The organism is Rhodopirellula sp. UH5, assembly GCF_056839225.1.
Genome location: NZ_CM166390.1, coordinates 1,214,497 through 1,229,122, shown reverse-complemented (window position 1 = coordinate 1,229,122; position 14,626 = coordinate 1,214,497). Strand labels below are relative to the sequence as shown.

Genomic DNA, 14,626 nt, shown 5'->3' with positions numbered 1-14,626 from the left:
CGCTGGTTTCGCAGGGATAGGCGGCGCTGAACTGGTCTCTTCACCCAGGGCGTCGAATTTTTGACCGCTTGTCAGCGTGACACCAGGAAGTGATCCGGTCATACTGTTGCCATGAACCAGAACCATCGCTGTGCTCGTCGTTTTGCTGCCTGGTCCGTTTGCACAATCGGATTGTTAGGGGCGGCGTTCTTTTGTTGGAACGAATCCGTCTGGGGCAATCAACCGATTGTGCAGCCCACGTCGACGAGCAAGACGTCCATTCGAGGCGGGGAGGCTTTGTCTTCGGTGGCGGCCGGAACCGCCATGCTGCGTCGCCCCGTGGCGGTCGTGAATACGGGTGATGATCAGGTGGTCGTTGCCAATCGTCGCAGTGGAACACTCAGCGTTGTTGACACGAATGCGCTCCAGGTGATCGGCGAGTATCGGCTGGGTGGTCACCCGACGGATTTGATCGCGGTGGGGGAACGCTTGCTGGTCACGGAGCAAGATGGACGGCTGACATCCGTGCAGATGAATGCTGGCAGTCCCGTCATTCAATGGAGCGTGGCGGTGCCGAATGAACCGGCGACGGTTCGGGCTACTGACAATGGGGACTGGTGCTCGGTTTGCTCAACCTGGGCGAGGGAAGTCACGTTCGTGAACCTGCAGGGATCTGCGGATCAACCACCCGAAATCATGGCCACCGTGTCGCTGCCATTTTCGCCCCGGGCACAATTGATTCTTCCCGATCAAAATCGGTTGCTGGTTGCCGACGCGTTTGGGCCTCGGTTGGCTGTCATTCGCCTGGATGACTTTCAGGTCGAGTCGATTCGGGAAATTCCCGGCAACAACATTCGAGGGTTTGTACGCAGCACGGACCGAGAAATGGTGTATGTGACGCATGAGTTGATCAATGAAATCGCGCCGCCGCGAAGCAGTGAGATCATTTGGGGATCGATGGTGTCCGACGCGATGCGTGAGCTTTCGGTCGCGACGATTGTGGATCCCAAAGCGAATTTGATGAAGTCGGGACGCTTCATTGCGGTTGGCAACAACACACGCGGAGCCGGTGACCCCAACGCGTTAGAAATGCGAGAAGACGGTCGGTTGGTCGTGACCATTGGTGGATTGGGGCAGGTGGGCGTGGTCGAACCCGGTGGGATCGGGGTGACTCGAATTGTGGCCGGACGCCGGCCAGTTGCCATCGCAAAGATTTCGGAAGATCGATTTTTGGTCGCCAATGAACACTCGGATTCGTTGACTCGATTGGATTTTCACTTCGATGCGCCGGAAGTGAATACCGAGGAGAGCGTGCGCTCCCGTGACAGCGATGTCTCAAGCGAGGGGACGGGGGCCAGTGATGCGGAACCCATCCGCGACGCCGGGCCATACTCTGAAACCGAAGAAGTCGAGTACGAAGCAGAGTACGAATACGAAGAGACGGAGGAGGAACAGGATGACTCGTCTGCTTACCGAAGCAAATCCTACCGCTCCTCTGATGACCCGGCCGTTGAGCCGGTCAGCTCTGATGTTGCAACGAAGAGCTACCAGATTGGTCCCGACGTCCAGGCGGGCGAAGAACAGTTGTTCGTGATTGCGACATCCCTGAGTCTCGGCGAATCCCCTTCGCTTCAAGCAAGCGATCGAGGCGAGTTGCTGTTCTTTGACGCCAGTCTTTCTCGTGGCGGTTGGTACAGTTGCCATAGTTGTCACACCGACGGGCACACCAGCGGATCGCTGGCCGACACGCTGAGCGATGGTGGCGAAGGCGCCCCCAAACGCATTCTTTCTCTGCGTGGAGTCGGCGAAACCGGTCCCTGGGCTTGGGTGGGAGACAAGTCAGAGATTGAAGGTCAAGTTCGGCAAACACTGGAATTGACCATGCAAGGACGGAAGATGAATGATGGTGACGTGGCGGACCTCGTCGCGTTCCTTGAGTCGATCCCGGCCGCTCCGGCTTTTCGCGCCCCGGTGACGGATCTGGATCGAGAACTTGTGTCGAAAGGACGACACTTGTTCGAGTCGTTGGATTGCGTGTCCTGCCATTCCGGTTCGATTCTTACATCGGATGCGACCTATGACGTGGGTCTGAAGGATGAGCGAGGGATCACCGAATTCAACCCGCCGTCGTTGCGAGGTGTGGGGCATCTGCACTCGCTCTTCCATGATTTGCGAGCAGCTGAGTTGAGCGATGTTGTCGGCAACTTTCAGCATCAACTGCCGCAAGAATTGTCGATCGAAGAACGGGCACAATTGATTCGCTACCTCGAGAGTCTGTAGACTCGGCTCAGCCGATTCTTAGGGCATCCGAAGGCCCGCTTTCGCGACTTGCGTTCGCCAAAGGCGCTTCTTTGCGTTGCGGTCGACTGAAGAATCTACGTTTTGTGGTTTCATCCAACCAAATGTTTCGTAAAACGTGGGTGAGAGAGTCGACGCTGGAAGTGCCACGCGTTGCACCGAAAACGTATCTGTGACAGGCGCCACCTCATCGGCTCGATTTACAAGGCGATGGGCTGGATGCCTTGGATGCGTCTTGGTTGTGGCATTTTGACGAAGTGCACCCGAGGTCTTTCGGATGACACATCTGAACGTGGGTTCATTGCAAGGTTGGCCCTGGTGCCATCTGGGTGGATAAATCGAAAACAGGTGCATTCGGGAGTCGATTGCAGCTTGAGGCCGTGTTAGACTGAGTTTTCGTTTGCGGAGAACCGCAAATGGCAGCATGGTCCTGCATTGCGCCCTGATTCTGTCACTGGCACGCGTTTGTGACTGGGATCCGTTTCGCAACCACTTCGGTGGTTCGAACGATCGTGGAAGGACACAATTGTCCGGTAGTGCACCGGGCGGGATGTGCCACTGACAAAAGAAAAGACGGTCGAACGGTTGCCGAGGCGGTATTTGCACTGAGGTGAGCATGCGACTGATAGTTGCATCTCAATGACCCATCAATGAATTCCGAAGGCGGAATCATTCCTGTTGGCGAAGACGGTGGATGACTAGTTTTTTAAACGCCTTCGATTGAGATGAATTGAAGGTAGGGATTTCTTGTGGTTGATTGAAATGGCGCCGAACTACCAAAACACAAACCGACGCGGTGCGGAACAGCGGATTGATCAGGCGCATCAATCCATTGTGATGCTCGGCAATGCGTTGGACGAGTTTGACATCGGCTTCGTTCGCTTGAATGTCAAAACAACCCAGTTGAGAGATGCGAATGCTTCGTTCGCAAGAATGCTCGGGCGTGATTTGGAGACCCTGCGAGAGCGGCCATTGAGCCGATTGGTCGAAAGTGTCTTTGCTTCTGCATTTGAGGTGGTTGTTCAAGGAATTGGCATGGGAGCGGCCGACCGGGTCGTGCGAGAGTTCCCAATGGTGCATCTTGATGGGGCACTCATTTGGTTGCGGTTCACGTTTGTTGGTGACCATGACGGAAGCAGCCCCATCGAATTTGCGAGTGCCACGGTGATCGATGTTTCGCCGACGAAGAACCTCGAAGAAGAACTGCGTCTCACCAATGAGCGATTCGAATCGGCCCAAGCAAATTCGCGTGTGGGCAGTTGGGAGTGGGTTGAGGGCGAGCCGGTGGCGTGGTGGTCAACTCAACTTTATAAATTGCATAACATCGATCCAGCCTCCGGTCCCGTCGCCTTTGATGAGTTCATCGAAGTAGTGGATCCAGTGGACCGCGAAAAGATATTGGATGTGAATCGGCCGCCTTTTCATCCTGGGGATGTCCGTCGATTTGAATTTGCCAGCAATCCGGCACATGGACCACGACGTCACTTTTCCGCGACGGTTTGGTTGACGGAGGTCGATGGGAAGATTGTGCGACGCGGCACCACCCAGGATGTGACCCGTCAGGTGGAACTGCTTTCTGCCTTGGTCAAGAGCGAGAACCAATACCGCGAGATCGTGGTGAACAATACCGAGGGCAATGCGGTGTTGAATCTAGACGGGAAGATTCTGCAGGTGGACGAGAACTTCGCGTCCATGCTTGGACGCCAGACCGAAACACTGAACGGTTTGAATATCTGTGAACTGGCAGAAGCTGAGAGCGCGGAATTGATCGACCAGCGGATGCTTCATCGAAATCACTCCGAGGCGCATGAAGTGCGGATCACCCACGCTGATGGGCATTTGGTTTGGTTGCTGCTGACCTGTTCACCGTTGGCCAATGATTCGGATCAGTTCGTTGGCATTCAAGCTCGGGCATTGGATATCACCCACCGAAAGCATTTGGAGTTGCTGACGAAGCGTGCCGCGAAGGCAAAGGCCCGACTGCGACGTTTGACCAATCGCGAACGCGAGGTTCTGCAACAGATTGTCGAAGGCAGCATGAACAAGGTGATCGCGAATCGCTTGGATATCAGCGAAAAGACCGTGGAACGCCATCGGTCCAACTTGATGAAGAAGCTCAACGCTCAGAGCGTGGCTGAACTGGTCAAGATTTCATTGACCGCCGAGATCATGTCGGCTTGAGCACGCTGCGGCATGCCGAAAGGTTTGGTCACGCAGGACGAGTGCGGTGACTCGCAAGTCTCAATCCGTCGCAAGAATGGGGACGGTTGCTGGTGATAAGCTGGTGGGCAGGAATGATTGGGTTGAATCCCGCGAGCCGTTTGGGCGTGAGCCCCGTTTGTGCGTGGGAACCGTGGCGAACGCCAGGCGGCTCACATATAGAAAGCAGGCAAGCTCGGCCAGCATCCGAGGTGATCCACCTTTGCCCCAAGGTGAATCGAGAGGATGCTGACCGAGCTTTGCTCTTTGCCCCATAACATTATCGCTCAAAGGTGACCTTGAGGCGGTTGCCTTCTTTCGAATTGAGGGGCATCCCCAATGGGGTGTTCAAAATGAGTGTTCGTGAAGGCGTTTTGTTCGCTTGAAAGCGTCAAACGCTCGAGTTTTCTCTGGTTGTGAGCGTTCATGTGTCAGCTTGCCACACCCCGAACGGGACAGGTGAACCCGTCTGTAGACTGCGTTGAAACGCAGTTGAGGTTGCAGTTGGGTGGCTCTTGCGATGAGTCGGTCGCTCTTGATCAGCAATCCACTTCGCGCCCATCTGAACAATGAGTCGTGCAGGTCTCATCAGGGCGAGAATGCGATCTGGCACAAGCGCCGTTTCGAGATCGCTACTGCTGCATGACGATGCCGAAGCTAAGAAAGTCAGCCGACATTCGGTTGGTGACCGAAGACCCAGGGACCGCGCCAATCCCAGGCAGTATGACTGCTCCCGTTCGTGTGTTCTCCATGTAGTGAGACCAACCGACGTTCACCGCCACCTTTTGATTGAGTTTGTACGAACCACCCATGCTGAGCATGTGTTCGTAGATCAGTGGGGAAGCCAGGTTGAAGAACGATTCGCTTTCACGAATTGGGTTTTGGTTGTAGGTGTATCCCGCCCGCAGAAACACTCGGTCTCCGATGCTGCGTTGGGCACCCAAGGCAAGAGCAAAGACGCTGCTCCAATCCAACCCCGCAAGTTTTCCAGTTGCATCGTAGGATGCTTCGTCACCAAAGCCATCGGCGTTGGCATAGTCGAGGTAACGGATGTCGGCGGCGAAGAGCCATTGGTCGAACCCGGTGTATCCGGTTCCCAGTGAGATGACCGATGGAAGATCGATGTCAGTAGTCAAGGTTCTCGGCAAACCGTTCTCGTCGGCACCCGTGAATTCGAACGTTTCCATCCACGCTTTGCTTTTGTAGGACGCTCCGAGCTGCCAGTTGGGGCTCATCAGGAAGTAGGATCCAATTTGAAAACCACCGCCCCAGTGATAACTCGTTGATCGCCCAGAAGAGTAGGTGTTGTCGCCGTTGACGGAGTCAAAGACGAACGGTTCGATTCCGACTTGGCCTGTCGTGATCAGCGGGCCGGCCGCGACGGACAGTCGCTCGGTCATCGCCATCGAGAGCACAGGCGCGATCTGCAAAAAGGAAGCTTCGGAAGTGATCTGTCCCAGTCCCGTCGGCTGCGGTGCCAACACGGGATTGGTGGGGTCGGCTGGCAGATTGGTTTTGAAACCTGCGACGGAGTTGACTCCCAGTCCAAAGGTGAAGCGGGGATCTTCCAGCCGATGTGTCCAGGCGAAGTTGGGGACCGGAAAGGATCCGGGTTCCGCATCGGTCGTACCTGTCGTTGCACCGACAGTCGAGGTGACTTGGTGATCGGTGAACAAAAGGTCGACTCCGACCTCCAGTTCGCTGTGTTCCATCCCACTGATAGAAGCAGGGTTCCAGTACATCGCGCTCAATGCGCTGATCGGAGCCGCCGTGGAAGCTCCCCCCATGCTGCGGTTGACCGGCCCAGCAGCCGAAATGTAGGCACCCTGTGAAAAGGCGTCGCTCGCCCAACTGAGCGACAGAAATATAACCGCGAACGGAAGAACTCTCTTGAACATCCAATTTGCCCCAACGATGGATTCGTCTTGTGCTCACCGGCAGAATCACCGGCAACTTCGGACTAATCGGCGTAATCGTTGCGGCTTACGTGAGGAATCTGGTCGGGACGTCACAGTTTCACACCGTGCTCAAAATGCACCCGTCGAGATCTTGGTTTCGGTGACACTTCGAAGCAGGCGTTGAGATCGCGTAGCAGGCAAGAGCAACCGCGCCGAAGCCGATGAACTCAGGTTAAGTATCGAATGAACGTGTCTGCGATCCGACTACTTGAAGCCAACCGCAAATTGATAGGTTGCCAAGACCGGGTCGTCCGAGCGTAAGAACTCACCCACGGTAGTGGACTTGGTTTGCGGCAAGCCGCAGGTCAAGAAGAAGTCGGTCGGTGAGTTGCTGCCGAAAATGAAACGTTCACCCAGCTCTTCCATTCCGTCCGTGAACTTCTTGATATCGGGGGAAGGAACGGTTCCTTCGACCACGTTCTCGCGAACCAGATCGCACCACACGAGACTGCCGGGATGTTGAAGGAGGGTGGCGATGTCACGGAGAATTTGCTGGTTCTCATCTTTCGTGAAGTACATCGAACAACCTTCGAAGACGACGGCAGTCGGACGTGTCGGGTCGAATTCAGCGTTCTTGGAGAGGAGTTCCGAGATTTGATCGACTTTGAAATCCGCCGCCATGCAATGCCGTTTGATGTCGCCATCGGATTTCATTTCGGAGGTCACGCGATTGCGCTCTTCGAGCATTTCTGGCAGATCCAATTCAAAGAAGGTTGGATCTCCCAGTTCCTTGCTCAGTCGGAAGGGACGCATGTCCAAGCCAACGCCGAGAATAATGACCTGCTCCAGTCCGTCCACGCTGCGAAGGGTTTCGTCGATGTGTCGGGTCCGAGCCAACACCATGTCTTTGAGTTGTGGCAAGACTCCGTTGAGGCGATTGGCCAGCAATTCACCATGGGGACCGGCTGCCTGACGTTCGTGACTTTGATCGACACGAATGTTCTTGCTTTCCGATGAAGCACGCAGTCCTGCGATCATTCGGGCGGACGCTTTGAGCTTCTGTTTAAAGATCGGAGAGATGCGTGGGTTGGTCTTCGTTGGTTTGAGCTGAATGGATGGTTGTGCGAAGTACCGCATCTCGGCCTCCGCAACAAGTTCGCCGTTGGAGGTGAACACAACCGGCAATGTCACCAAAATGCGTTTGCCGCCGAAGTACCGTTGCTGGACCGTGCGGGCAATGTTGGCTGGAATGTCGCAGGTCGCGGTCAGGTGGCCAGTGCTGGGGTTGCGATACTTGACGTCCATGGCTGCCAACCACAGCGAAGCAGACTCCTCGTCGGTGCATCGGTGAATCCCCGCCAGGGGGACGCCGCGCAACAGCGTCGTCAAAGCGAGCCCACCGGTGTAGTCCGCGGACAACGAGATCAATGCGGCTTGGTGGGTTCCATGTTGATTAGTGGAAGCCTTTGTGAGCGGAAGAACGGATTCGCAAGAACCCTCCCCTACGGAGGTGACCTTCCACTGAACAGCTTTGAGAACTGGGATGGCATTGTGCAAGAGCTCCGTCATCAATTGCGGGTTCACGCGTTGGGCGTAGTCTTCTTCCCAGCTGACAACTGGTTTTCCATCCACTGATGTAAGCATGTTCTCTCCAAGAGCCGTGCAAGAAAAGCAAGAACGCGTGTTCACCCAAGAACACTGGATCCAAAACGCTTCGATTGAATCGGGAACTTTACCAAACGTTCTTTAAGGTTGGCTCGCGCCAAGGTGTGACGCAACACGATGGTTATACCAATGGTATGGACACTATTGAGAGTTTCCTGAAAGTCAACTGAAATATTCTGCTCATTTTGTCTGGTCGATGAGAGTGGCGCCAATCTGCGCGGTACTGTTACGAGGGCAATTTCTAAGCATTGCGCAAGCGCGGTGGATTGCTCTAAGAGGCGACGGTGACCAAGGCCCCGATGTCATGTTCGCTTCTTCGCAGTGACGCTTTCACGAAATCTTATCGAGGCAAATGTGGGTTCTGTACCAACCAGGGAAAACGAGTCAACGACCAGCGTGCGCTACAACGTCCAAAAGAAGTTGTCCAACGCATCGGTTGTTGCATGCTTCTCGGCGATTGACGCCACAACGGGTGGAAAGGTCATCCTCCGCGAAGTTCCTAAGTTGTTCTTTCAAGAGCGCGGCTTTCATCGATTCAAAACGGAATCGCGATTGACATCGGGGATTCACTGCGAAACCTACTCACGGCCAATCGACTTCATGGTGGGCGAGACTCATCTTCGGGTGGTCTATCCTTTCGTCGAAGGGACCTCGCTGGCGAGACGTTTTCGAAAGCGTCCGTTGACGGCCACGGAGGCCATGCTGTTGGCCCAAGATCTGTTCGAAGCACTCGAGCAAATTCATCGGATTGGGTGTATCCACCGAGACATTCGGCCGTCCAACATCATTGTCCGCGAGGATGGGCGGTCGGTGCTTTGCGGCTATGTGCCCCTGTGGTGCCCGGAGTTGTTCGGCAAGGATGATTTGTTGGCTCGCGAGTGCGCGACCTACACCTCACCCGAATTGTCCGGGATCATCGATCATGACATCAGTGAAACCTCGGACCTCTATTCCGTTGGGCATGTGCTGTACGCCGCCCTGACGGGAACGCCTGCGTTTTCAGGGGATGTCAGCGAAATCTTATACCGGCACATGACCGCGGATCCAGAAAGCGGGAACTACCCCGATGAAACACCGTCGGTCGTGATCACTTTGGTCGACAAACTGATCTGCAAAGAGCCTCGCGACCGCTATCAGAGCGCAGCGGCGGTTCTCCATGATGTCAAAGCGATCTCTCATCAATTGATGACGGGTGGTTCCGCGGAAGACTTTGTGATTGGCAGCGCTGACAAACGCACCGTCCTGATCGATCCCGCTTTTGTCGGGCGTGATGAACATGTCAGAACGCTTGAGAAGTCCTTGGACAATGTGATCGACGGGCGGTCCGATCGAGTGCTGCTGCGCAGCGAGTCGGGGATGGGGAAGACACGATTGTTGAACGAAGTTTCGCGACTGGCATCACGGAAGCGATTCTTGGTACTTCGAGGGCGTTCACTACCGGACGCAAACCAGCAACCATCGGCGATTTGGCTGCAGGCGATGGATCAACTGATCAAGCATCTGATCAATGATCCAGAAATGTTGAAGTGCACACGTGATCGGATGGAGCCGTATCGACAAGAAGTCACCACGGCACTGCCGGCGCTTGCCAAGGCGTTCGGATGGAGCAACGCGAAGCTTTCTGGTCCTGAAGAGTTCGGGCAAGGCCGAATCGTTTCTGCTTTCCGCACCCTGTTCACGGAACTGGGGACGCCGGAAACAAGTGTGATGATCACGCTGGACGATTGCCAATGGATGGACGATCAATCGTTTCGAATTCTCCAAGCGATCTGCGAGCATCCGGCGCGGCATCTGTTTCTGTTTGCCGTGACACGCCCGGACGAAGGTTTGAGTTCACGTTTGAATGATGTGAGCTTCCCAGTCAAGCTTTCGCTGGGGCCTTTGTCGGATCAAGCGGTTCAACAACTGGCTGAATCGATGGCGGGGCAGTTGCCGCAGGCTGCGATTGATGTGGTGCAGCGATTTGCTGGCGGCAGTCCCTTCATGGCATCTGCCATCGTACGTGGGTTGGTCGAATCAAGTGCGCTGCGTCCGGTCGACAAAAGTTGGGGCATCGATCAGGCGAAGCTGGTCAGCTTTCAGGCGGCCGACGATGCCAGCGAAATCTTGGTGGACCGTCTGACACGGCTGCCCAATGAAACACGCGAGTTGCTGACCGCAGCCGCGGTGATCGGTCGCGACTTCAATCTTGAAGTCGCCGCTGAGTTGGTTGGCATTCGGCTTGCCGATGCGCACCAAGCCATCCATCCAGCGCGGGTTCAACGTTTGGTATGGAGTCGTCCCGATCGGATCTTGGCATTTGTGCATGACAAAATTCGGGAATCCATTTTGGAGGAGTTGTCGAACGATCGAATTCGTTCGATGCACGGTCAAATCGGACAGTACTACGTTGAGCATGAGCCGCTTGAGTTCTTCAAGTTGGCCTATCACTTTGACGCAGCGGAAATGCACGAACAAGCATTGCCGTTTGCGTTGCGGGCGGCCGAGATTGCGAGGAATAGCTTTTCATTGGTGAGCGCAGAGGAGCAACTGCGAATTGCCGTGCGAGCAATTTCGCATGCGGACCGTGCGAAGACTCATCTCATTCAGATGATGATGAGCGACGTGCTGATATTGCAAGGCGAATATGACAAGGCTGAAACGTGGCTCGATCAAGCCAGCGAAAGTGCAGAAACAGACACGCACCATGCCCGGATCTCGTTGAAACGCGGCGAATTGCATTTTAAACGTGGCAGCAAAAACTTGGCGGTGGAGTGCTTTGAAGCTTCGTTGAGGCAGCTTCGGCAACCGGTCTGCAACAATCGTTTGGCGCTGATGGCTCGCATCGCGCTGGAGGGTGCCCGGCAGGTTCGAAATTCATTGTTCCCTTGTTTTCTTGGGCGACGTGGCGGGCAGCCTACTGAAGAGGAACAGATGTCGCTGTCATTGTACAGCCAAATTGCGCATGCCTATTGGTACACCCGCGACAAGTACTACACGCTGTGGGCTCACTTGCGGTCGATGAATGCGGCGGAGCGTTTTCAGCCCACTCGCTTTCTGGCCCAGTCCTATTCCGAGCATGCTCCGGTGATGACGTTGCTGCGCTGGGAGAATCGTGGCGTGGAGTACGCTGGCCGGTCTTTGGAGATTCGAAAGGCGTTCAGCGATGTGTGGGGCCAGGGGCAAACGCGGAACTTCCTGAGCATTCTGTTGTTGTCTTTTTCACGCTACGAGGCATGCGTGGATCAAGCCGGGCAAGCGGTGAAGATGCTCGAACGCACCGGTGACTACTGGGAAGTGCACATCGCTCGTTACCAGTTGGCGGCGGCGTTGTATCGATTGGGCAGACACAAGGAAGCGTTGGAACAGTCTCGCATCAACTTCGAATCGGCTTTGAAACGCGGGGACTTTCAAGCAACCGGCAACATCATTGACGTGTGGGCTCGAGCGACCAACGGGGACATTCCCGAGGACGTGATCGAGAACGAACTCGCAAGGGATCTGGCGGATTCTCAACGGATGTGTCAGGTCTTGTTGGCCAAAGGCGTACGGGAGTTCTACCACGACCAATTCGACGAGGCAGTCAAGTCATTTGCCAATGCGATTTCAGTCGCCAAGGCAACTCGAGTGAAGAACGCGTATGTCAGTCCCGTTTATCCATGGTATTGCACCGCGATGCGACGCCAGTTTGAAACGACGGTGCCACGCAGTGCGAAGCGCCGCCAACGACTGATACGAGAACTCGGCCACGCGACCAAGACAGCGGTGAAAGTCAGCAAGCAGTTCACCAACGAAATTCCCCATGCTTTCCGTGAGCGAGCGGCCTACTTGGCGCTGACGGGGAAGCTGCGGGCTGCTCAGTCCGCCTTCCAACATAGTTTGCAGGTCGCCGAGCAGCAGGGAGCCATGGTGGCTCATGCCAAAACGTTGATCTTGTTTGCCGATTTCGCGGCGGTGTTCGGTTGGCCGATCGATGCCGATGCGATTGAAAGTGCTCGAGGCACACTGGCGGCATTGGAATGCAGCGACTACGACGTCAACGAAAGCGGATCGCTTTCGTTGGTGAATCGTTTCGATTCCCTGCTTGCGTCGGGACGACGGATCGCAACCAGTGTCCTTCCGGAACAGATCTACCAGGAAGTGCGTCGCGCCGCGACAAAGATCCTCCGCGGTGAACAGGTCTTCTTGGTGATTCGTTCCGACAGCGGCGGTTATCAGACAGTGCCGCCTGAAATGCCCTTTGATGCAGCGATCGTTCAAGAAGTGAGCCGCACTCGTCAGACGGTGGTGGTGGAGGTGGAGAACACGGTTGCCAATGGCATCACGAAGTCAAGGCAAGGCACGTTCTTGTGCAGCCCAGTGGATGTCAATGATCAGACCGTGTTCTACCTGTATGTCAGCAACGAGCGATTCTCGAATCTTTACGACGACGATGAAATTCGAATCGCTGACTATCTGACCTCCGCAGCCGGCGCTGCGATGGAAAAGGCCAACAGCTTCCAGCAACTGCAAGATTTGAACTTGAATCTTGAGAGGAAGGTTTTGGAACGAACGGATTCCGTTGTGCGTCATTCGAAAGAGCTCGAGCTGACCGCCCAGCAATTGACTGCAACGAAAGATCAACTTCAGATCGCGAAGACAATCGCGGAACAGGCGAATCAAGCCAAAAGTGAATTTTTGGCTCGGATGAGTCACGAGATCCGCACTCCCATCACCGGGATCTTGGGATTCACGGAGTTGTTGTTGCGCGGTGTGGTGACGGATGACGCGGAGCGTGAGTCGCACCTGCAAACGATTCATTCCAATGGCCTTCACCTGCTTCATTTGCTGAATGACATCTTGGACATTTCCAAGATCGAGGCCGACAAGATCGAGACGGAACGGGTCCTTTGCAATCCAAGCTGGATGGCCCAAGACGTGATTGCTTCGTTGCGTTCCAAAGCGATTGAGAAGGACATCACACTGGCGTTTCGTGTGGACAGTGATGTTCCAGAGCAAATCTACAGTGATCCAACGCGACTTCGTCAAATTCTGACCAACTTGACCAGCAACGCGATCAAATTCACCAACGCAGGCGGGGTGACCATCTCGATTGCGTCCGATACGTCGACTTCAGACGGAACCGAGCGAACTCCCACGCAGTTGAAGTTGGTGGTCGAAGACACTGGCATTGGAATGACGGACGAGCAAAGCTCGGTGATCTTTGAACCATTCAAACAAGCGGATGTTTCGACCACGCGTGAATATGGCGGGACCGGATTGGGATTGTCGATCAGCAAGCGTTTGACCGAAGCATTGAACGGGACATTGAATGTCTCAAGTGCGAAGAACGTTGGCACCCAGATGATCCTCGAATTTGAAATCGAATGTCCACCGGGTGTCCGTGTGCTGGGGCCGAAAGAGGTGGTGGCACCGAGCAACGGCGTCCAAGAGAACCTATTTGACGAGGTGGATTTGAGCGGCGTCCAGATTTTGGTCGTCGACGATTGTGAAACGAATCGCCGGTTGTTGTCCTTGTTTCTGCAGGACGCTGGAGCAGAGGTTCTCACCCGTACCAATGGCAAGGAAGCGGTCGATGCACTGACGAGTCAACCAGAGATGGTCGACATTGTGCTGATGGACATGCAAATGCCGGTGATGGATGGCTACACGGCAACAACAACTTTGCGTGAATCGGGGGTGCAGCAGCCAATCATTGCATTGACGGCCAACGCCATGACCGGGGATGAGATTCGTTGTCGTGAAGCTGGGTGCACGGAGTACCAAACCAAGCCGCTCGATCTCAATTCACTCCTTCAGAGCGTTGCGAGAAACACGATCGGGCAGGATCGTGTGGCAACCGACGAGGGCGTGGTGGTTGCGGACGCATCGAGCGTTGACGACGAAGTCAGTGACTTGGTTGCTGAGGAAGTGGCGGTGACCGCTGAGAAGGTGGTTTCACAACCAAACAAAATCTTCAACTACGATTGGTTGCACACGTTTGCCTGTGATTTGATCGATCAGGTTGATCAGACGATGCCCAGCATCATCAACGCCTACGATCGGGGCGACCTCGAACAAGTTGGCAAGCATTTGCATCAGATCCGAGGTTCCGGTGGAACAGTCGGACTGGGCCAACTGTCAGAGATTGCCATCAAGGGTGAAGCGGCGATCGAAGTGGCGGAATGGCAGCAACTTCGCACGACCTTGTCTGAGTTGCAAGAATTCGTCGACGCAGCGATGGTCGAAAAGCAAGCCTCGCCGGCGTCTTGAACCGGAGACGTTCGTGCTCGCACTGCCAGGAAGGCGTGGCAGGCACTCGCTATTCAGGACCTCTCCCTTTGGAGTAGATTGACGTTCTGATTGCATTCGCCGAGGGATGGACCGCGAACAGTGCTCGGTTCGACCAGCGAGTCATTCTCTTTCGTTGCATCCGTTTGGGTGAGGTGATGGAATGCATGTTGAAAGCTGAAACCTCGTTGATTGTCGCAGGCGGAGTTACGAATGAAACGGAACGAGAGGCAGGCGTCGAGGATGGAAGATCGGTCGTCCAGGCGAGCGACGATCGCTGAGGATCCGGAGGCTGACAAACGGTCCTTTCGTGGTTGGGGGCCCCGTCTTGGTTGGCC

5 protein-coding genes are annotated in these 14,626 nt (G+C 55.1%); 3 read left to right on the top strand and 2 right to left on the bottom strand.

Annotated elements, in window-relative coordinates; genetic code table 11:
- The first annotated feature begins 111 nt into the window (after nt 1-111).
- Together UH5x_RS04430 and UH5x_RS04425 are read left to right on the top strand one after the other, a co-directional pair.
- Entirely contained in the window at nt 112-2,259 is a 2,148-nt protein-coding gene (locus tag UH5x_RS04430; RefSeq protein ID WP_482634849.1) for a cytochrome c peroxidase, read from the top strand.
- 780 nt (nt 2,260-3,039) lie between these two features.
- On the top strand, nt 3,040-4,458 hold the full coding sequence (locus tag UH5x_RS04425; protein WP_482634848.1) for a PAS domain S-box protein: 1,419 nt from the start codon (nt 3,040-3,042) through the stop codon (nt 4,456-4,458).
- A 650-nt stretch (nt 4,459-5,108) separates the two neighbouring features.
- Here UH5x_RS04425 and UH5x_RS04420 read toward each other — a convergent pair.
- Together UH5x_RS04420 and UH5x_RS04415 are read right to left on the bottom strand one after the other, a co-directional pair.
- On the bottom strand, nt 5,109-6,374 hold the full coding sequence (locus UH5x_RS04420) for an OmpP1/FadL family transporter (protein ID WP_047816985.1): 1,266 nt from the start codon (nt 6,372-6,374) through the stop codon (nt 5,109-5,111).
- 264 nt (nt 6,375-6,638) lie between these two features.
- Entirely contained in the window at nt 6,639-8,006 is a 1,368-nt protein-coding gene (locus tag UH5x_RS04415; RefSeq protein ID WP_047817049.1) for an SAM-dependent methyltransferase, read from the bottom strand.
- 453 nt (nt 8,007-8,459) lie between these two features.
- Here UH5x_RS04415 and UH5x_RS04410 point away from each other — a divergent pair, with 453 nt between their 5' ends.
- On the top strand, nt 8,460-14,270 hold the full coding sequence (locus tag UH5x_RS04410) for an ATP-binding protein (protein ID WP_482636125.1): 5,811 nt from the start codon (nt 8,460-8,462) through the stop codon (nt 14,268-14,270).
- Nucleotides 14,271-14,626: the final 356 nt, after the last annotated feature.

Coding starts and splice junctions, on each gene's coding strand:
- UH5x_RS04425 (WP_482634848.1), top strand. CDS start 3,040: ATGGCGCCGAACTACCAAAACACAAACCGACGCGGTGCGGAACAGCGG.
- UH5x_RS04430 (WP_482634849.1), top strand. CDS start 112: ATGAACCAGAACCATCGCTGTGCTCGTCGTTTTGCTGCCTGGTCCGTT.
- UH5x_RS04420 (WP_047816985.1), bottom strand. CDS start 6,374: ATGTTCAAGAGAGTTCTTCCGTTCGCGGTTATATTTCTGTCGCTCAGT.